Annotated in this window: 16 protein-coding genes; 7 read left to right on the forward strand and 9 right to left on the reverse strand. The window is 40.5% G+C overall.

Annotated elements, in window-relative coordinates:
* The first annotated feature begins 67 nt into the window (after window positions 1-67).
* From ACZ5NG_RS09875 to ACZ5NG_RS09885, 3 genes are read left to right on the forward strand one after another with little or no spacing between them, the layout of a single operon-like run.
* On the forward strand, window positions 68-1,663 hold the full coding sequence (locus tag ACZ5NG_RS09875; protein WP_464251642.1) for a sensor histidine kinase: 1,596 nt from the start codon (window positions 68-70) through the stop codon (window positions 1,661-1,663).
* Window positions 1,650-2,261 (forward strand): response regulator, encoded by a 612-nt coding sequence (locus ACZ5NG_RS09880; RefSeq protein ID WP_464251643.1) that lies wholly within the window; start codon window positions 1,650-1,652, stop codon window positions 2,259-2,261. Before ACZ5NG_RS09875 ends, ACZ5NG_RS09880 begins: the two co-directional genes overlap by 14 nt.
* 26 nt (window positions 2,262-2,287) lie before the next feature.
* On the forward strand, window positions 2,288-3,748 hold the full coding sequence (locus ACZ5NG_RS09885) for a cache domain-containing protein (RefSeq protein ID WP_464251644.1): 1,461 nt from the start codon (window positions 2,288-2,290) through the stop codon (window positions 3,746-3,748).
* 69 nt (window positions 3,749-3,817) lie between these two features.
* Here the strand turns inward: ACZ5NG_RS09885 and ACZ5NG_RS09890 are convergent, their stop codons facing one another.
* Window positions 3,818-5,089 (reverse strand): NAD(P)/FAD-dependent oxidoreductase, encoded by a 1,272-nt coding sequence (locus ACZ5NG_RS09890; RefSeq protein WP_464251645.1) that lies wholly within the window; start codon window positions 5,087-5,089, stop codon window positions 3,818-3,820.
* Window positions 5,090-5,725: 636 nt separating this feature from the next.
* Here ACZ5NG_RS09890 and ACZ5NG_RS09895 point away from each other — a divergent pair.
* Window positions 5,726-6,037 (forward strand): hypothetical protein, encoded by a 312-nt coding sequence (locus ACZ5NG_RS09895; RefSeq protein ID WP_464251646.1) that lies wholly within the window; start codon window positions 5,726-5,728, stop codon window positions 6,035-6,037.
* 39 nt (window positions 6,038-6,076) lie between these two features.
* Window positions 6,077-7,351 (forward strand): ArsB/NhaD family transporter, encoded by a 1,275-nt coding sequence (locus ACZ5NG_RS09900; RefSeq protein ID WP_464253151.1) that lies wholly within the window; start codon window positions 6,077-6,079, stop codon window positions 7,349-7,351.
* 39 nt (window positions 7,352-7,390) lie between these two features.
* Here ACZ5NG_RS09900 and ACZ5NG_RS09905 read toward each other — a convergent pair whose 3' ends face one another.
* From ACZ5NG_RS09905 to ACZ5NG_RS09920, 4 genes are all read right to left on the reverse strand, one after another.
* On the reverse strand, window positions 7,391-7,897 hold the full coding sequence (locus ACZ5NG_RS09905) for a hypothetical protein (protein ID WP_464251647.1): 507 nt from the start codon (window positions 7,895-7,897) through the stop codon (window positions 7,391-7,393).
* A gap of 145 nt (window positions 7,898-8,042) precedes the next feature.
* On the reverse strand, window positions 8,043-9,548 hold the full coding sequence (locus tag ACZ5NG_RS09910) for an oligopeptide:H+ symporter (RefSeq protein ID WP_464251648.1): 1,506 nt from the start codon (window positions 9,546-9,548) through the stop codon (window positions 8,043-8,045).
* A 299-nt stretch (window positions 9,549-9,847) separates the two neighbouring features.
* Entirely contained in the window at window positions 9,848-11,176 is a 1,329-nt protein-coding gene (locus ACZ5NG_RS09915; RefSeq protein WP_464251649.1) for a glutathionylspermidine synthase family protein, read from the reverse strand.
* Window positions 11,109-12,479, reverse strand: a complete 1,371-nt coding sequence (locus tag ACZ5NG_RS09920; RefSeq protein WP_464251650.1) for a glutamate--cysteine ligase — start codon at window positions 12,477-12,479, stop codon at window positions 11,109-11,111. Before ACZ5NG_RS09920 ends, ACZ5NG_RS09915 begins: the two co-directional genes overlap by 68 nt.
* Window positions 12,480-12,686: 207 nt before the next feature.
* Here ACZ5NG_RS09920 and gloA point away from each other — a divergent pair, with 207 nt between their 5' ends.
* Both gloA and ACZ5NG_RS09930 read left to right on the forward strand, forming a co-directional pair.
* Window positions 12,687-13,076 (forward strand): lactoylglutathione lyase, encoded by a 390-nt coding sequence (gene gloA, locus ACZ5NG_RS09925; RefSeq protein ID WP_464251651.1) that lies wholly within the window; start codon window positions 12,687-12,689, stop codon window positions 13,074-13,076.
* A 166-nt stretch (window positions 13,077-13,242) separates the two neighbouring features.
* Window positions 13,243-14,844 carry a copper amine oxidase N-terminal domain-containing protein gene (locus tag ACZ5NG_RS09930; protein ID WP_464251652.1) on the forward strand — a complete coding sequence of 534 codons (1,602 nt, stop codon included), beginning with the start codon at window positions 13,243-13,245 and terminating at the stop codon, window positions 14,842-14,844.
* Between the two features lie 179 nt (window positions 14,845-15,023).
* Here the strand turns inward: ACZ5NG_RS09930 and ACZ5NG_RS09935 are convergent, their stop codons facing one another.
* The 4 genes from ACZ5NG_RS09935 to ACZ5NG_RS09950 form a co-directional block, all read right to left on the reverse strand.
* Window positions 15,024-16,460 (reverse strand): FMN-binding glutamate synthase family protein, encoded by a 1,437-nt coding sequence (locus ACZ5NG_RS09935; RefSeq protein ID WP_464251653.1) that lies wholly within the window; start codon window positions 16,458-16,460, stop codon window positions 15,024-15,026.
* Window positions 16,461-16,492: 32 nt separating this feature from the next.
* A complete protein-coding gene (locus ACZ5NG_RS09940; RefSeq protein WP_464251654.1) occupies window positions 16,493-16,738 on the reverse strand; it encodes a hypothetical protein in 246 nt (81 codons plus the stop codon).
* Between the two features lie 394 nt (window positions 16,739-17,132).
* Window positions 17,133-18,377: an ABC transporter permease gene (locus tag ACZ5NG_RS09945; protein ID WP_464251655.1), complete on the reverse strand. Its 1,245-nt coding sequence runs from the start codon at window positions 18,375-18,377 to the stop codon at window positions 17,133-17,135.
* The gene (locus ACZ5NG_RS09950) at window positions 18,370-19,296 is read right to left on the reverse strand and encodes an ABC transporter ATP-binding protein (protein WP_464251656.1); all 927 of its coding nucleotides are present in this window, start codon (window positions 19,294-19,296) and stop codon (window positions 18,370-18,372) included. Before ACZ5NG_RS09950 ends, ACZ5NG_RS09945 begins: the two co-directional genes overlap by 8 nt.
* Window positions 19,297-19,404 lie beyond the last annotated feature (108 nt).

The following is a 19,404-nucleotide window of genomic DNA, read 5'->3' on the forward strand; positions in this document are numbered from 1 at the left end:
AAATTGTTTACAATTAAAGTAACAAATAAAAGTAATAAATATATTAAGCATTTATTTGGTGATTGATATGTATAAATTTAATAAACTAAATATCGTTGCCATAATTATCTTGTCCTTGTTATTTCTCTCTTTAGCTATTTTGACGCAGCTGCTTTTTAAAAACAACGAGATAGAACAGCAAACCAATCTATATATTAAAGAGTTAGAGGTTTACAGTGAAGTTGCAAATTTACTGTCAACACTTACTAATCACGGGCGGCAGTATATTCTTACTGGTGATAACCAATACCTGGAATATTTTCGCATATACGCCCGCAATGTGATCGCGGCTGAAGAAGAATTAACCATTACTGAAACTATAAATGAGTTGACACAAGCTTATATTTCATTTATTGAGAATGAAGCAGTACCTCTCAGGCAGGCCACCCGCGATTTATCCGCAGAAAAACTGGCTTATTTACAGTCGCGGCAGCAAGATTTTGATGAGGACTTGCAGTACGAAATAAATAAGGGGATTGAATTAACAACCAAGTATTTAAATGATTTTTCAAGCAATAGTTTCTCTGAACAGAGCGGAATAATAAAACTCTTATTGCTGCTGGCTTGCATCGGTTTGTTTATATTAATATGGAGTGTCTATAGAATCTTTACTAAATTCTCCATTTATAATCTTGATTTCCCTAAGTTGTCAGCGCATATTAAACACGGCATAATTGTTATGGATCGGCGGGGCTACTTTACCGAAATCAATGAGTACGCATTAGATCTTTTTGGCTTAGACGCAGAACAATTTTTGGGAAGAAATTTAAACGAAATAGCAGCTGTTTTGCCACAGATGCAAAATGTAACTCAACCGCTGTATGCTGTAATGATGCAAAAGAAAGAACTTTTAAATCACCATGTTACCTACTTTCATTCCGGGCGCAAGCTGGAGTTAACGGTGGACTATATCCCGGTTTTCTTTTTTAATCAACTGCGCGGTGTAATATTAATTGCCAGCCATGCAGAAAAACAAAAGGACAAGCATTTATTATTAGATACTTTAGAGAAAGAACGCAAATTAATATCTATTGAAATTCATGATTGGATTGCCCGCTATTTATCAACTATCATTCACTCTATTGACTATATTTTAAGACTGAAAGAGGTAGCTGATAATCAACTGCGTGAGCAGTTGACAACATTGCGTGAACACTGTCAGAACGCTGCCATTGAGATGCGGGGTATTATGAACAATATTCACCCTTATTTAATTGACCGCATTGGCTTAATCTCAGCATTGGAGTCATACATTAATACTTTTGAAAAGTTAAATAACATTAAAGTTTACATGATTTATCAAGATCGCAATTTAAACATACCCAAGAGAAATGAGATCATTATTTATCGTATAATTCAAGAGGCATTAAGTAATATCGCCAAGCATGCGCAAGCTACCGAAGTAGATATTCTTTTCACTGTTTTGCACGATACGTTAAAAATAGAAATACAAGATAACGGACAGAACAAAAAAGAAATTATTGCCGGCAAAGGAATGTGGGGAATGAAGGAGCGTGCTAAACTAATCGGCGGTGATATTATATTTGAGCAAACCGATACCGGTTTTGTGGTCGCTTTAACAGTACCGATTATCTCTGGAGGGACTCGGGATGGACAAGATTAAGGTTATGTTAGTTGAAGATCATAACGTTTTCCGTGAAGGATTAAAAAATTTGATTGACTTGGAAGAAAATATGGAAGTAATAGCTGAAGCCGGCAGTCTACAAGAAGCTTTACAGAACATTAATGACGATGTAGATGTAATACTGCTCGATATCGGTCTGCCTGATGGCGATGGCTTAGATTTACTGGCCCAAATTAAAAAAAAGTACCCGCATATTAAACATGTGGCTTTAACCATTTACGATGATGCGGTTTTTATTAAAAAAGCAATGGAAGCGGGCGTAGATGGCTTTGTTCCTAAATATGCGTTTTTTGATGAAATTAAATCCGCTATTATGATGACCTATAACGGTCGTTCTTACCTTTATCCCGGATTATCCGATGCACTGCTAAAGCTATCTGAACCAGGGTTGTCGGAGTCAGAACTGCAAATTCTGCAGATGCTGGCCACCGGAAAAACGCAAAAGGAAGTTGCCCAGCAGTTATATATAAGTTTATCCACACTGCGCCGCCGGCTAAAATCTGTATTCTCTAAACTGCACGTAACAACGGTAGAAGAAGCTTTAACAGTCGCAACAAAAAAAGGCTTAATTAATTAAATAAATTGAAGTTTTAGGGTGAGAACATGAAAAATTCCCCAGGTGTTAAAAGCAATATACCTTTATTTATCTTGTTATTTTTATCCAGTGTTTTTTTAATTATCGGCATTATGGAATTTCGCTTTTTTAAAGATACTTTAAGCAGCTACGGCAGCAGTATTGAACAAATCGCTGTTAATAAAACATTGTTTTTTTTAGATGAGTTGAAGGCAACATCCATTAATGCCGCCAAAAAAATAGAAATGGAAAATGCCAATATTGATGAAATACTGCAGACCATTTCAAATTATGACAACCGAATCACCGATGTATATTTAGTAGAAGCGGACGGCACGATGCTGCATTCGTTGCATGGCAGTGATCAGCAGTACATTGCCCAGTTTATCCGCGAACAATTACCGAAAAACAGCAGGCAAAAGGCGTTTTTTTCTAAATTGCACAAAGATACAAAAACCCAACTGCCGATTATCAGTGTGGCAGCACCGTTATCTTCTAACCAAGTGGCAGTTTTAAGTTTTCGTTTGGACTCATACCAGCAGGAGTTACAAAAAGAATTTGTCAATGAAAATTACAAGTTAGCAGTTTTTGATCATTACGGTCAACCGATTATTTGGCCTTTTAAACAACAAAGCTTGGATTTTTTTCAGCCACCGACAGAAAAATTTTACAGCAATGGTGAAGAATATCGAGTAAACACAACACTGATAGAGCAAACCAATTGGCAGCTTTATTTGTTTCAGCGAGAAAACCACTTTGAAACACTGCGCATAATCATCATTATTTGTTTAATTTTTGCCCTTTATTATTGCTTGTATCAGCTGCTGGTGGAGTTTTGGGGGGTCAACACCGCTAAAACCTACTTTGATAATATTGACTTTGCTATTTTTAACCAAATTAACGAAGGCGTAATCATCAGCAATAATGCAGGAATAATCATCTTTGCTAACCAAGCGGCCCATCAAATATTTGCTGAGCGCAAAGAACAATTAAGAAATGTCAAGCTAAAAGAGCTGATTGGCCATGTTGCCGAAAATCATGAAACCAAATCACAATCTGTGATGTTAAAGACCACTGACAGGCTGTTGGCCGTTATCCATTCACCGATTATTAAAAACGGTAAAAAATTAGGCTCTTTAAGTGTAATTAGGGTCAGCAATGAAGAAGAAAAAACATTAAGTCAAGCCTTTAACAAACTGATAGAAATAGTTTCGGAAGGCATAATTTATGTGGATAAAGATAATAACATCGCTGCTGCTAATTTAATGGCCAATTATTACCTTGGTAATTTAGAACGGGGCAAAAATATTGCCGCCGTTAACAGTGAACTGGCGGCGTTTATTCTGGAAAATCAAGATATTCACACCGTCAAAAGAATCCCGCTGCGCTCTCACAACGTAGTTTGTGATATTGCACCGGTACATGATCAGGACGGAAAATATGCCGGAACATTGATTCTGCTGTTGGATGCTAAAAAAGGTTTGTCTTAAACGGTAATTTTAACCTGTAAAGTATGTCCTAAACAAAAAGCTTAAGGTGAGTCTTGCTTTGCCCTCACCTTAAGCTTTATTGCATTCTTCAGCATTTAAAAGCTGATATTTTTGTCGGCTTATGTGTCTGATAAAGTTGCGGAAAATTAACTTCCAGCCGCCTAACTGATAGGCATATTTAATCGGAACCAATTTTTTAATAAACACCGCTAACGGCCCGTTAAACACCAGTCTATCACCTTCAGCCAGCGCATAATTTTTCCCTATGTTAATGATCAGTATAATCCCTTTCGGACTAAATGCTTTTTTCTTTTGCTTGGTGATATCCGCATAAATATTGTAAGCTACCTGCCGACCATGCTGCATTGATGCTTGGGCGGTGGCCAGCATTGGCTTATTGGTTGTCGGGTCAATTACCAAAGCACTGTCTCCCACACCGTAAATACACGGGTCATCCACAGACTGCAAATACTCGTTTACCAACAACCGCCCACGGCCATCTACCTTCAAACCGGATTCGGCAACCACGTGATTACCACGCACCCCGCCCGACCAAAACAGCAGCGAATAATTTAACTGCCGGCCTGATGCCAGTTCAATGGTATGGGGTGTAACCTTTTTTAACAAATCTCCGGTAATTACCTCTACCCCTTGCTGTTCCAGTGCTTTTTTAGCATATTGCGCTGACTTTTCAGACATGCCGGGAAGCAAGTTTTGGCAGCCTTCAACCAAGGTAATATGATAATCATCAGGGCCAAGGTTATACATCGAGCAAACTTTTTGTAACTGATAAGCTAATTCCCCGGTCAGTTCCACGCCGGTCAGACCGCCACCGCCAATAACAAAGTGAAGTTTGTTTTTCGGTGGGCCAACTGACGCAAATGCAGTCTTTTCTAAAATTGTTTTCACCTGGCAGCGAATGGTACGCGCGCAGTTTAAACTGGTAAGGCCAATGCTGTTCTCCTCTAACCCTTCGATGTTGTAGTACTCCAACTCACTGCCCAGCGCCAGCACCAAATAATGATAATGCAGTACCACTTCACCTTGATTAAGCTTCACCAACTTATTTTTGGTGTCAATAACATCTACCTGAGCTTTGTAAAACTCAATGTTTTCATGATCTAAAATATCCGCCAACGGAATCATCATTCGAGAATAACCGGCAGTGCCCGCTGCGTGCTTGTATAATTGAGTTTTTAACATATGATAATCATTTTTGTTAACCACAATAATGCGGCAATCTTTTCGGCCATGTAAAAGTCCGCTCAGCTTTTGTGCTACTTGTATACCACCATAGCCGGCACCTAATATGACGATATTTTTTACTTCGTATCTCATCATTATCTGCCCTCCTTCTTTTTGCGCTAAGCTTTATAATTAAATTAATAGTCGTTTTGTGTCGCTCTAGTGGGAACATGAACATTACGCTTTAATTATAAGCATAGGGTCGAAAAAAAACTGTCATCTTAAATACAATTAGCCAATTTAATTAAAAATCTTCCCAAAGTGCCGGCTTGCAGGTAATTCTTTACATTAAGTTAAAATCCCGTGACTTACATGCAGATAAATAACGGTATGTGCAGGAGATAAGCTGCACAACGGGATGAGAAGAGCAAATAGTAAGAAAACTAAGCTTTTGGGAAAAAATATATTAAGTTAAACTTAAAATAGATAAGCTACCCGTTAAACAAGTTAGAACCGGCTAATTTCAACCCAGCATTTTAAATTGCGTGACAATACTTGTTATTTCCGCTCAACAGGCTAGACAGCGGCCACGAATATTGTTAAAATAGTGTCGGTTAGTGTAGTGACAATTTAAAATGCACTCTTACGTGTTGTGCTTTGCACAAGGATTTCGACTTACTGGGGGGGGTAGTCGTTTATACGACTATCCTCTCTTTTTTTATAGTGACGACAATCCTTTGAGGCAGGCTTTTTTACTTTCGCCGACAAAAGGTCAAGGTAGGTGTTATAAAAGTGGCTAAAAAGTTTATTACTATAAACATCTGCCTCATTTTGCTGCTTTTTGCTGCCTGGCCAATACCGGCTACCATTATAGAAGAAACCGGCAAATTACACAATTTAATTGAAATCAATAAACCAAATGCCGTTGAGCGGCACTGTGTAGCTAAAGTTAAAAAAGATAAAGCTACCGCTAGGCAAAAGATTGTTCTGCAAATAAAAAGTCGGGGCTCCGTTGACAAAACAACAACACCCCCAAGACTTAGCAGTTTTATCAAAGCCCGATTTTATTTGTCAGCTTACCTAGAAAGAAATCACTCTGCATAGAAATTAGACCAAAAATATTCAAAGGAGTGATTACCCGTGTTGGAAAACCAATTTTTAATTTCAATTATTATTTTCGCCATTACCTATACATTAATTGTTACTGAAGTATTCCATCGTTCGGTCAGTGCTTTGGCCGGAGCCATGGCTGTTTTTTTGTTAGGTCTGTTAAACTTAGAAACAGCGGTTAGGTATGTAGATTGGAACACCATTGGCTTATTGGTGGGAATGATGATTATTGTCACTATTACTCGCCGTACCGGCATCTTTGAGTTCTTGGCGATGAAAGCAGCGGTTAAAGTTCGCGGAGACGGGGTTAAATTGTTAATTGCCCTTTCCTTTATCACCGCCGTTGCCTCCGCCCTTTTAGATAACGTTACCACGGTGCTGTTAATGGTGCCGGTAACCTTTGCCCTGTGTGACGAGCTGGAACTGCCGGTAATGCCCTTTTTATTTGCTCAAATTTTGTCCAGCAATATCGGCGGAACCGCTACCTTAATCGGCGACCCGCCGAACATCATGATTGGCAGTGCTACCCACTTAACTTTTAATGATTTTTTAATTAACCTAGCACCAATTTCTTTTGTGATTTTAACAGTAACTATCCTGCTGTTAAGTATGCTTTACCGCAAAAAACTGCAAGTTAAGCCAGAATTGCGGGAAAAAATTCTTAGTTTTAATCCGGAAAATGAATTAAAAGATCGCAAACTACTGGTGCAATCTTTAAGTGTGCTGGCATTAACTATTTTGGGGTTTGCTCTACACGGAGTTTTAAATTTAGAAACTGCCATTATCGCCTTAGGCGGGGCAGCGCTGCTAATGGTCATTACCAGGGAAGAACCGGAAGAAACACTGCTTGGCGTGGAGTGGCCAACTATCTTTTTCTTCATCGGTTTGTTTATCGTAGTAGGCTCTCTAGAGGAAACCGGTGTGATCAAAACCATTGCCGAATACGCTCTAAGCCTTACCGGCGGCGAAACGGTAATTACTGGCTTATTGGTTCTATGGCTTTCGGCCATCGCATCCTCTTTTGTCGATAACATCCCCTTTGTGGCCACAATGATTCCGTTAATTCAGGAAATGGGACAAATGGGCGGCATTGCAAACCTTGACCCATTGTGGTGGTCTTTGGCTTTGGGTGCTTGCCTGGGCGGCAACGGTTCACTGGTAGGCGCCGCTGCCAATGTTATTGTAGCCGGAATGTCAGAAAGAAGAGGTACTCCAATTTCTTTTATAGGCTTCTTAAAGATTGGCTTCCCGATGATGATTTTAAGTATCATTATTTCCATGATTTACCTGCTACTGTTCATTTACTAAAAAATATAGAGGGGTCGGTCTTCGTGCCGACCCCTACTCCTAAAAATCATTCATTCCGCCGAAACCACCGCCGAAATCGGTAAAGTTATCAAAAGTATTGTGATCGTGTCCGTAATAAGCATCATCAATACCCTGATCATGCCCATGATAATAATGGTCTGTTATGATATCTGTGCCGGGATTGACATACGGGTCAAATTGCGCCATTAGCTCACTCATTTCCTGCTCCTCAAGCAAATTGTTTTCCAGGGCAAAGTTCTGCAGCTGCTCATAATCCATTTGCTGCATCTCTTCCAATGTCTGTTGATCAAAATTATGGTTAGCATGTAAGTGATTAAGTAAAAACATCGTCGCTGCCCCGCCAACCGCACCGGCTAAAAACGGGTTGCCAAAGTCGCGGTTTATTGCACTCCCTCTTGTTTGAGATTGGCGTTGAGCATCCTGCCCCATCCCGTCAAATTGCTCTTTCTTGTTTGCTCCTTTAGACCAACTTACAATTTTAGCCACAACAATACCGGCAATGATTCCCAAAACAAGTTCCATCATTAGTTCAGACATTCCTTTCAAAAAAAGTTGTTACTCAATATTCGCCAACAAAGATAATAAACTCCTGCCTACTTGGTTTGAATTTCCCGCACATATTTAATTATTTTATGTTAAAAAACGCCCGGTTTTCCCACCGGGCGTTACTTTAAGCATATTGTTCTTCGGTTTTAAGTTCTTCTTTCTGTTGCCTATCACCGCCGTCAATCAAACGGCGCAAAGTAGGCACCGTTAAAATCATCAGCAGGGCAATAATGGCCGTAGCTATACCGATTTTCAAAAATACGTTTGAATAAATGGCTAATGTTTGTACCGGCTCGGTAACACCTTCCGGAGCAGCAGTTAAACTAGCCACCCAGCCGCCAATTACACCGGATGCGGAAGTTGTTAAGAACCAAGCACCCATTGTGAAACCGACCATGCGCTGCGGTACCAATTTAGCCACCATTGACAAGCCCAAACCGCTGATCAGCAGTTCACCCACACTTTGGAATAAATAACAGGCTACCAGCCACCAAACGGAAACTATTCCTTGCGCATTGGCAAACATTGCCCCTAAAGGCAGAATCAAAAAAGCAACCGCACACAATACCATACCTAAAGCAAATTTACCCGGCATAGAAAGGTCACGCCCTTGTTTACCGAAATGAGAATACAAATAAGCCATTATTGGGCTGGCCACAATTATCCAAAAGGGATTCAAGGCCTGGAATGATTCCGGATCTGTTACTTGAATGCCCAGAATAGAATGTTCTACATTTTTAATAGCAAAAAAGTTTAATGAAGTAGGCATTTGCTGATACAAAGTAAAGAACACTACAGCCTGTACCATTAAAATAAAGGCGGCTAACATTTTGTTGCGTTCGTTGCGTTCACTTTTAAACATCTCTTTGAAGAAGATACCAAAAACCGTTATCCCGATTAACAGCAGCAGCCAGTGAGCTACTGTAACATTGGTCAGCAGATAGGTGGAAAAAGCAATTAACGCTATTTCCCCGCCCAGCACCAAAGCTAAATTGCGGTAGTTAACCGGAGCCAAGCCAACCGGCGAGTCAATATCGGCAACTAAATGACGTTGAAAGAAAAAGCTTGCCAGCGCAATAACCAGACCCAGCGCACAAACGTAAAAGCCCACATTTAAGCCGTACCTACCTGCTAGCACCGGCACCAATATCATCGAAATAAAAGAACCGATGTTTACAGACATATAATACAGTGTAAAAGCACCGTCCAAGCGCGGGTCACCTTCAGCGTAAAGCTTAGACAACAAGCTGGAAGGGTTGGCTTTAAACAAACCGTTACCTACTGCCACAAAGGCCAAAGCGACATAAACTAAGCTTTTATCTAAAGTAGCCATGCCGATTAAAATATAACCAATCATCATAGTGATGGCACCAATGACAATAGTGCGCTTAGTACCCAGCACTTTATCACCGATAAAACCGCCTATGGCAACAAAGCCATAAACCATCGCACTAAAAGCCCCAAAAATAGTAAAGGACTCCGCATCACTCATTCCCAGCGATTTTACAAAAAATGAAGCCAACACCACTTGCAGGCCATAATAACCAAAGCGCTCCCACATTTCTAAAAAGAAAATCATATAAAAAGGACGCGGCTGTTTTAATGAATTAGAACTTGCAGTATTTCCCATATTTGTTTCACCTTTCTTAATTTAATAATTAGTTATTTTAAAAACGCGAGTTATATTATATAAGTTTTCACAAAAATAGTCGATATTTGTAGAAAAATTTGTATACAGTATTATCAGGAAAAAATAGTATCTAATGCCAAAATGTTTTTGCTAGTTGGACAAATGTCTTTATTATCCGTTTTGGGGTTAATAAGAAAAAAAGAGCTGCTGCACTACCGGCCCTAAATCGTTGTGCAGCAGCCTCACTTAACAATAATATTTAACTCTTAAAAATTCCGTCTAAAGCAGGAATATTTTTGCTAACCATCTGTTTTTTCTACTAAAAAATTAGGCAGAATATAATAGCCGGGATTCTGCGCAATAACATTGTGTTTACCTACCCGCGTATAAATGCCGGCAAATTTTTCATTATAAACAAACAAGCCGAGCATTTGATTGTAGTGCTCCAGCGACAACTCGCCGTTTTTAAAGTTAACCAACCGCTCCCTGCCGGGCAGACAATATTCTTGATACAAGTAGTTTTGGTTCCAACATTTTTGCACAATACTTGCCCACTCTTGCGAGGTAAAATCCTTGCCCAGATATACACCGGCACCGGCATACAAAGCTTTTGGTTTAAGCACGTAATGATCTTTATTTTGCCGTACTTGCAGATAAATTTCCTGCTCGCCTTTAAATTCACCGGTATAGGGAATGTGTTTATCAATAAATGCTTTTTCCTCCGGTGTTAAAAAATCAGCGGCATCTTGATGCAGTATCTTAAAGATAATTTTATTATGGATGATTTCGGAACGCGGCGGGCCAACCACACAAACTGCTCCATCGCGATATGCTTGAATAAAGTCAGCTATCAATTCGCAGCGCTCAATCATTTCTGCTGTGACCAACCGGCGGTAAATTAAATCTATCGGCAGATCTTGATAAAACAGTTTGCCGTCATGATATTTAAGTTCTCGCGGATCCACAATTTCAGCCCTTAACCCCCGCTTTTGATAAGCCCGTTGAAAAGCGGCGAATTCTGTAATATTGCCGGCAGGCAGCCAATCAACAACAGCCACATTTGGTTTGGGGTTATCGGCATTAAACCGGCGGTAGTTTTGCAATGTGGCCTCTACCCAACTGTCAATTAGCTCAAAATAACTTATCCGGTAATTTTGACTAAAATCGGCCACCGCCGCAGACTGAAGAAAAATTTTTTCTAACACGTTGGTTTTGTTCATTCCGGAAGAACCATCGGCGTTAAATTCACAAAACTTGTAACTGCCGGGACGGTAGTAAAATAAATCCAAGCGGGCCATCGGCACATTACAGCGGTAACGGTGATCAACCAAAATCAGCTCCTCCAGCAACTTGCTAAAACCAAACTTTTGGCGGAACTGCGGTCTGTTGATATAAGCGTCAATCACTTTATTAAATATAACCATTAATGTTTGCACCGCTTTTTTAAAACAAGCGATGTCATCTGCGTTAAAAAACAAGGGCTGATATAAAAACGGGACGGTTTCCCCGGCAAATTTGGCGGTAGATTGTTCCACTCTTTTTACAATGTTAAGATAATCGCTATAGTAACGAGCGGCGTCGTTCTTTACCAGATTGACGTACTGTTCGCCCAGATTGTTGAAACTCACCGCATCCACCTTCCCATAAATTGTTCAGTATACACCAACTAAGTGCCGCTTTTTTGCCGTTGTGCAGGCGGGCCTTGGTAACATCCGCCGGGCTGAGCTTTTGCTCTACCAAAACTTCTAACGGCTTTAGATAATGTTTTTCTTCATAAGGCAAACCGGCTTGAGCTAAACTGATGACATACTTCGCCCAATCGTGAATAGTGCCTCCCAGCAAATGTGCATCATAACCTTGCTGTTTAATTCGTTTTTTTACGGCATTTATCTCCTCAGCCGTAACAGTGGCAAAACAGCGCTCTAAATCTTTTAAATTATCCTGATTGTACATTATCCCTTTCCACAACGCCACACCGGCGATGTTTAAAGGATAAGGAACGGAATCGGCTATCCTGATTTCGATAAAATGTTTGGTACGGATATCCGGAAAAACCATCGTTAACATGTATTCCAGTTCATCCCACGTGTAATTATCCGGCTGAAAAACTTCTTGATATTTTTTCGTACAAGGCACTAAATTTGAGCCCTTTTTTAGCACAATGGCCGGTGTGTTTAGAATATAGCGGGCGTAATCCTGATAGCTATAACCCGGCCGAAAGGTGCCATCCACAATACCGCAGCGATCGTCATCACAATTTTGCCAAACGGTGCATTTCACCATTCGCTCGGTGGTAATTTCTCCTTCAAAAAAAGGCACATTATCAAACATTGCGGCCACTACCGGGTAGAGGCAATTAGCAATTTTAAACTTTTGGATGTAATCAGCCTCCGAGCGATAATCAATATTGACATGCATTGCCGCGGTACCTTTCATCATATTTAAAGCATATTTACCCTGCCGCTGCAGATAAGCTGACATATAGCGGTATCTTTCTTTGGGAATAAAGGGAATATCTTTAATTTTTGTTTGCGGTTGATAACCGATAGCCACCAGCATCTGATTATTGGCTTCCAAAATAGGAATCAGGTCTTCTAAAAAATCTAAGTATTCATCTTCAATATCACTAATATTTTGATGTGGCTTAATGCTGATTTCCAACTGTCCGCCTGGTTCCAATGAAATGTTGTTGCCATTCTTAGTCAGCCCCAGCAGGTATTTATCTTCATAAACACCCTGCCAGCCCGCTTTCTGCATTGTTTTCAATATATCTGCAATACCGTGCCGCTGGTAATAGGAAACGGCACAGAGTGTGTCGCAATCTAATACCAGATGTTCAACTTCTAAACCGATTTTTAAATCTGCTTCTCCTTTTTCTCCCTGGCGTAAATAATTGGTTATTTCTTGCACTTGTCGTTCATTAGTTTGCATTTTTGTTCCTCCACTCATCCAACATTTGTTAAGTTCGAATCAACAATCAATTCGTGTACAAGCTAATTCGATGCTAAAAATAATTTGCCTCTTTATATTTGCTTTTTTTTGGTATACCCTATTACTTAGCATTAATGTAAAGATTACTATAATAAATTTCTACAGTTTTTACAAATAATATTAATGTTATCAAAGGAGGTAATTTTTGTGTCTCTAAAATACAGATATGTGCACGGCTGTATTCGGGTGTTGGATTTAGAAAGATCAATCAAGTTTTATCAAGACGCCCTTAATTTAGAAGTAGTAAGAAAAAGAGATTTTCCGGAACATAAATTTACTCTGGTTTACATGAAAAGCCCGGATGATAACTTTGAATTGGAACTGACCTATAACTACGACCGCCAACAACCTTACACCATCGGTGACGGTTACAGCCACTTTGCAGTGGTAGTTGACGATTTAGAAGCTTCTTATCAAAAGCATAAGAAGGCAGGTTATCAGGTAGGAGAAATTAAAAAACTAAGCGGAGAAGCGGACGGCGGTTATTACTTTTTAACCGATCCGGACGGCTACCGGACTGAAATTATCCAAGCATAACTATCTAAAATAACGGTGAGGTCAAATATGCCTCACCGTTTGTTTTTTATTTAATCGGTAATTTGCTTTATTTTGTATTGCAACAACTAACAAATTAAATTAAGATAAAGTTACCGTAGATTGGCAATTATGGAACGTATCTCAAAATTTTTAAGGAGGGGTCCGGTTGAAGAGAAAAACTTTATTGGTAACGCTTTTAACAGTTATTTTTTGCTTAAGCATTGTTTTTACCTCCAATGCCGTACAACCTACAGCCAAGGACATGGTCATTGCTAAAATCAAAAACGCAGAAATAAATATTGATCCGGGCTTTTATGAAAAAGCGCGCGGAGAAATGAACATAGAAGTAACCAAATTTGATGGTGAGGTAAAGGATAAGTTTGGCGATCTAACAAATAGGTTAGTTAACTTACTGCATAAAACAGATGTTGATAACAAAGTTATGAAAATGCAGTTAGCAACAGGCATTAAAGACAGCCAAGGTGAAAGCGCAATTTATTTTACCGATGATAAAATAATCATTACTAAAGATATTTTATATTTGTTAAAAGACTTAGGGTTAAATGAGCAAGGTTTTATTGAGTTTATTGAACAATGCCCACAGTATCTCTATATGGCAAATAACGAACTAAATGATATGTGGGAAATGTTTGATATCTATCAGCGGCAGCAAATTCCCACTGAATACAAAGACTTGTTGCTTTTTATTGTGGAAGCCGTTCCTGAAAAGTGTTTTACCCGTTCATCCGATAAAATAATAGTCAACATTGATCAGCAAGGATTTGAAGAAACGATTTTTAACCTGCTGAACAAGGCTAAAAATGAAAAAGAGCGGTTTGCTGATCTCATTATGGGTTTAACTCAGTACAGCACTTTGCCCGAGGGAATTTCTCAGGAAGACTTAAAAGAACAAATTATTACCGGCTTGGAAAATTTCACCGTGCCCACAAAAGAAGAAATCAGTGCCATCAGCAGTTTTGTTACTGTGAATTTAAACTACGAGGCCCCCATTTTGCCCGGCGGCACCAGCAGCTATACTTTTAAACTGAAGATTAATGCTCCCGGTGCAGTAGGCAACTTAACATTTGCCGGCAATCATACCGCTGAAGGAAAAAATATGGACGGCACCTATGACCTGAACACTGATTTTAACTTTGATGAATTTTACTTTAATTTAAGCGTTAACTGTGATTACCAATATGACGGTCCAACAGCTAAATCCAACAGCATTATTAATATTCAAGGCAAACAATCAAACAGTCAGTTGTTTGATATTGGCTTAAAAACTACCGGAATTAACCAGGTAGACTACAATTTAACGGTTGAAAAACCGGTATTAACTGTCGATAACAGCTTGGATGTCACTGAATATCTCATTCAGCCGGCACCTGGCAGAGTTTCTTTGGGGGTTCAAGCCTCTCCGCCTGATGAAAGTTTGAGCCTCATCGTAAACAATCAACTGGTGGCCACAGATGTTCCACCGGTAATAAAAAACGGTCGCACTTATGTACCGGTAAGAAATATCGCGGAAGCTTTAGATTGTCAAGTAGATTGGCAGAAACCAAATGCCGTGAAAATTTCCGCCGGTGAGCAAGTAATTACCATGTATATTGGTAATTCTAATTACAACGTTAACGGCTCTGCTAAGCAAATGGATGCCGCTCCTTACCAAATAGACGGCCGCACCATGGTTCCGGTGAGGTTTATAGCTCAGGAACTGGGTGGAAAGGTAGAAATGATAGGTAATTTTATCATCATCACTATATAACTACAAACCAGCCCGCTTAAATATAGCGAGCCGGTTTGTTTATTGCTTAATTTTTACGAGCATCATTTTATCAACTTGTTCCTGCTATTTGCATTAGGCAAAGGGGCAGGCACACTTCCCTGCCCCACTGTTTTATCAAAAAAGTAAGGTTGCACTCTATCGATATAGTTGAGGCATTTTTACTGCAACTGCCGTTCCGTATGGGCTTCCGGTGCCTGCCGGTAATGTGGAATGCCAAAATATCCTGAACCGGCAGAAAAATTGAAGAACTCGTTTTGCTCTTCATGGGGAATGTATGCTAAATCCACCCCAGTGGCCCGCGCTAAAAAGGGATCTAGGCAGCACAAATCGGCAGTGCTAACTTCGCTTAAACTTGTTTTACCTAAAGAATAGCACACCTGTTGCATTTCCCGCACGCTGGCGTTTAGGAAGTTAAACAAAGTAGTAGCACCTTGTTCAATATCAAATGCATCGGTGATTTTAGCATTGTAGACCGCCAAAGCGGTCGGCGGTTCAAAGGGCAGTACCTTAGCAACCTGCTCGCCTATCGTTGCCATTACTGCCGCCGTGCCGATGTAAACGGCATCAGCACCTAATGCCATTGCTTTTAAGAAGTCCCCGGGAGTAATTAATCCGCCGGCGGCAATTAAACTGATATCCGATGCTACTCCTTTATTTCTCAAAAACTTAGCCCCCCGGGAAACAGCAAACAAAGTGGGCAAACCCAAATCGTCTTCCAATATGGGAGCGGTGCCGTGCGTGCCTCCTTCGGCACCGTCTAAGGTGATAAAATCCACCTCGGCCTCTAAAGCAACTTGCAGCTCCTGCTCCAAGTAATGGGTGGCGGCAATTTTTAATCCTACCGGTACGCCGGTTTCCGCTTTTAGTTTCCTTACCAGCGAGATAAACTGCTCTTTACTGTCCACACCGGGCAGACGGGAATGAACGCGGGCATCTTCTCCCTCTGCCAGTTCAAAGACCTGGCGAAAATCATGGCCGATGTTTTTAGCAGCGGTACGCTGCGGACTTGACCCCTGGGCCCCCTGCCCCAGTTGAATTTCAATAGCATCCAGCTGCGAGTATTTTTCCGGTGTATTTAACCACCCGCCGCGGTTGTACTGGCCAATAAGCAGCGCGGCAGCTTCCCGCTCTTCGGGCATTAAGCCGGCTTCACCGGTGTTGGTAGCGGTTCCCGCCATAGTTGCCCCTTTAGCCAAGGCAATTTTTACACTTTTACTGAGCGCGCTGCCAAAAGACATGCCGGCAATAAGCACCGGAATGGCTAAATGCAAAGGTTTTTTAGCCCGCTTGCCGATAGTGACCGCCGTCGAAATTTCTACGTCATCCGGCGTGGGAAAGCGGAATAAATGTACCGGATTAAACAAAAATTTATCCCAAGGAGAAAAGCGCATATAACTGCCCAGCGGCCGTGCCGGCGGTTGGCCGCCATGGGAACGCATTACAATCTCCATGAGACGGGTAATGCCAACCTTCTGGGATACCGGAATCATTTCAAAAATATTTTCGGTGTACTGATCCCGGGTCAACCGCAAAATGGCTTTATCTACTGTTTCATTGACTATATTGCGGATGATATTTTCAATAAAATTGCTCATGGGACACTCACCTTTATTCAGATTAATTTAAACTACAAGGATTTCTTTAAACTTTCAATTTTTTGAACCAAACCGGTGCAAATTTGTTTTACTTCTCCCAGTTGTCGGGCAGCACTTTGCTCTTCATTGGCAATTTGATTTAGTTTATTGTTATCATAATTTAATAAATCCTTAGAATGTTGACTTTCTACCGTAGAAAGTGTGCCGGCAATGGTCTGGATTTTATTTAGTTCAGAAGCAATGCATTCCAAAGTTTGCTTAGTATTTTGCTGACTCATCAATCATCTTCCTTTCCGGTTATGTTTTAAGCTAATTTCCCCCGAAATAAATTATGTTATACAACATTATAAAGACCAGGTGCTAGCCATCATCGGTTAAAGAGTGCCTGCACACATATATACAATAAAATAAGGAGATAATGAAAAAAACAATTTTGTAAAGGGGAGTGGGTTTTGAACGGCGAGCAGTACAAAATAGCGGATCTCACCCCAGAACAGTTAAAAGAAATTGAAGCTTTGCAAGAACAGTTAGGTGTAGTACTTGTTGCCTATGAGCACAAAAACAAATAATAACCAAAGATATTGGGGTATTGCCTAAAGAATTCTTTATAACGGTAAGACCCCCGGTAGGTAAACGGCCCACCGGAGGTCTTTTTATATAACCTTCTTTCTACTAAGCACGAATCCATTTCCAAATTTCCCTTGGTGTGGCATTTTTGCCGTACATCAAAATACCCGCCTTGAATATTTTACCGGCCAGTTTCATAAAGAACCAAATACTGACAATTAAAATAAACAGGGCAATGATGATTTCTAACCATGGCCACTCTTCTAATAACGATAAGCGCAGCAGCAGTATTCCCGGCGATGCAAAGGGAATGTAAGAGGCAATTTGAGCAATCAGACCGCTGGGATCATTGGCTACCGGCCCGATAAAGATAAGCGGCAGAAAAGGCAACATCATTACCATACCCTGAAAATTGCCGGCAGTGGTTATATCGGCCATAGTTGCCCCCACGCCAACAAATAAGGCAGCAAACAATAAGTATCCGAGCAAGGCAATCAGTAAATATAAAATAATTTCCGGCACCAGCAAGTACCGCATAAGCGGGATATTGTATTTCCAAACGACAATCGGTACCGCAAAGACCAGAATAATCAACGTTTGCACCATGCCCAGCAAAAAATAACCGATAATCTTCCCCTGCATCAACTCGTCCGGAGTGATTGATGATAAAATAATTTCCGCAACTTTGTCTTTCTTCTCCTGAGAAGCACTTTGAAAAATATACATCCCGGAAAAAATAATAGAAAGAAACACCACACCGGCAAAAGCCCCGGGAATGACGCGCGCCATAATATCTTCCGGCGATAAATCCCCCTTTGCTTCTCGATCATCTGCACCGGCTGCTAAATCTTCCGCTGATATTTCTTGAAAAATAATTTCTTGAGAAATAGCGGCCAGTTGCTCATTGGACAAACCAAGTTGCTTTAGTTGCAGTGTTTTGAGCGGTGCCGCCAACACCTGCACCTGATTGATAAATGCCCGGTCAATTTCCGTACTGGTATAAACCGGTATCACCTGCTGTTCAAGAGACTGTTCGTCTAAAAAAATATAAGCAGTATTATCCACATTTTGCAGTTTTTCTTTAACTTCTTGCTCGCTGATATTTGTCGGTTGCATTTCCCAATTAAATGTATGCCGTTCTGCAGTTTGTTGAAGCATCTCGAATGCACCTATGTTGTCGTTTACAAAAACGCGAACGGTAGTTTCTTCACCGGCAGTATCGCCCAAAATACCGCTTAACACCATAAAACCGACAATTAAAACCGGTGTGATAAACAAGCCAATTAAAAAGGACTTGTTTTTCATGTTGCGCTTGAATTCCCACTTTGCCACTTTGAACGCGTTACGCATCCGCGCCACCTTCTTTCCGCAGTAAGTTGTGATCGGTAGCAATGTCGATAAAGATTTCGTGAAGAGAGATGCGGTCCAGTGATAACTCGTTAATCTGCAGATCTTCCGGCAGTTCTTTCAACCAGCGTGCCGGCTGCACGTCTTTAGTTAAATACAGAACGGATGTATCCTCACTTTGTTCTACCCGCTGCACATTGGGCAATTTTTTTAGTAGGTCTGCATTATTTTGCCCGCGAATGGTGCACTTAAAATTGGCATATTCCCGTTTGACCTCGTCCATATTGCCGTAGATTACCTTTCGCCCGCGATGAATCATAAACAAACGATCGCACATTTCCTCAACCAGATTCATCTGGTGGGAAGATAATAAAACCGCTGTTCCAGCTGCCGCCAGTTCCCTTATTTCCTGTTTGAATAGTTCCTGCGCGACAGGATCCAAACCGGAAAAAGGTTCATCCAAAATTAACAACATCGGTTGGTGAATAATTGAAGCAATAAACTGCACTTTTTGCCCCATTCCTTTGGAAAGCTCTTCAATTAATGCGTTTTCCTTTCCTGCTAAGCCAAATTTTTTCAAATAAGCTCTCGCCCGTTCTTTGGCTTTTTTTAAGGGATAATCTTTTAATTCCGCTAAATACAGCAGAATGTCCATCACTTTAACATTTTTATACAGCCCTCGCTCTTCCGGCAAATAGCCGATTTTGTTGCGGGGTATACCGGCAAAATTATTAAATTCAATTGTTCCTTCATCCGGATATATAATGCCCATAATAATGCGAATGGTTGTTGATTTCCCGGCACCGTTAGGACCTAATATAGCCATAATTTCACCTTTGCGCACTTCAAAGGAGATATCATGAAGTACTTGGGTATCTTTAAACCATTTTCTCAGTTTATTTACTTTCAGCACCGTTTCCATTTTATCCGTCTCCTTAGTTTATTAGGAATACACCCAGCATAATTTTACCACGGCATTTGTATTTATAGCATTTGCCAAGATAAGCAAATATATTTCGCATGTTGGGAA

Source organism: Desulfovectis peckii (assembly GCF_055391705.1).

Bases quoted from the DNA above. Each gene is read 5' to 3' on its own strand.
- ACZ5NG_RS09875 (WP_464251642.1), top strand. From the start codon at position 68: ATGTATAAATTTAATAAACTAAATATCGTTGCCATAATTATCTTGTCC.
- ACZ5NG_RS09880 (WP_464251643.1), top strand. From the start codon at position 1,650: ATGGACAAGATTAAGGTTATGTTAGTTGAAGATCATAACGTTTTCCGT.
- ACZ5NG_RS09885 (WP_464251644.1), top strand. From the start codon at position 2,288: ATGAAAAATTCCCCAGGTGTTAAAAGCAATATACCTTTATTTATCTTG.
- ACZ5NG_RS09890 (WP_464251645.1), bottom strand. From the start codon at position 5,089: ATGATGAGATACGAAGTAAAAAATATCGTCATATTAGGTGCCGGCTAT.
- ACZ5NG_RS09905 (WP_464251647.1), bottom strand. From the start codon at position 7,897: ATGATGGAACTTGTTTTGGGAATCATTGCCGGTATTGTTGTGGCTAAA.
- ACZ5NG_RS09910 (WP_464251648.1), bottom strand. From the start codon at position 9,548: ATGGGAAATACTGCAAGTTCTAATTCATTAAAACAGCCGCGTCCTTTT.
- ACZ5NG_RS09920 (WP_464251650.1), bottom strand. From the start codon at position 12,479: ATGCAAACTAATGAACGACAAGTGCAAGAAATAACCAATTATTTACGC.
- ACZ5NG_RS09935 (WP_464251653.1), bottom strand. From the start codon at position 16,460: ATGAGCAATTTTATTGAAAATATCATCCGCAATATAGTCAATGAAACA.
- ACZ5NG_RS09940 (WP_464251654.1), bottom strand. From the start codon at position 16,738: ATGAGTCAGCAAAATACTAAGCAAACTTTGGAATGCATTGCTTCTGAA.
- ACZ5NG_RS09945 (WP_464251655.1), bottom strand. From the start codon at position 18,377: ATGCGTAACGCGTTCAAAGTGGCAAAGTGGGAATTCAAGCGCAACATG.
- ACZ5NG_RS09950 (WP_464251656.1), bottom strand. From the start codon at position 19,296: ATGGAAACGGTGCTGAAAGTAAATAAACTGAGAAAATGGTTTAAAGAT.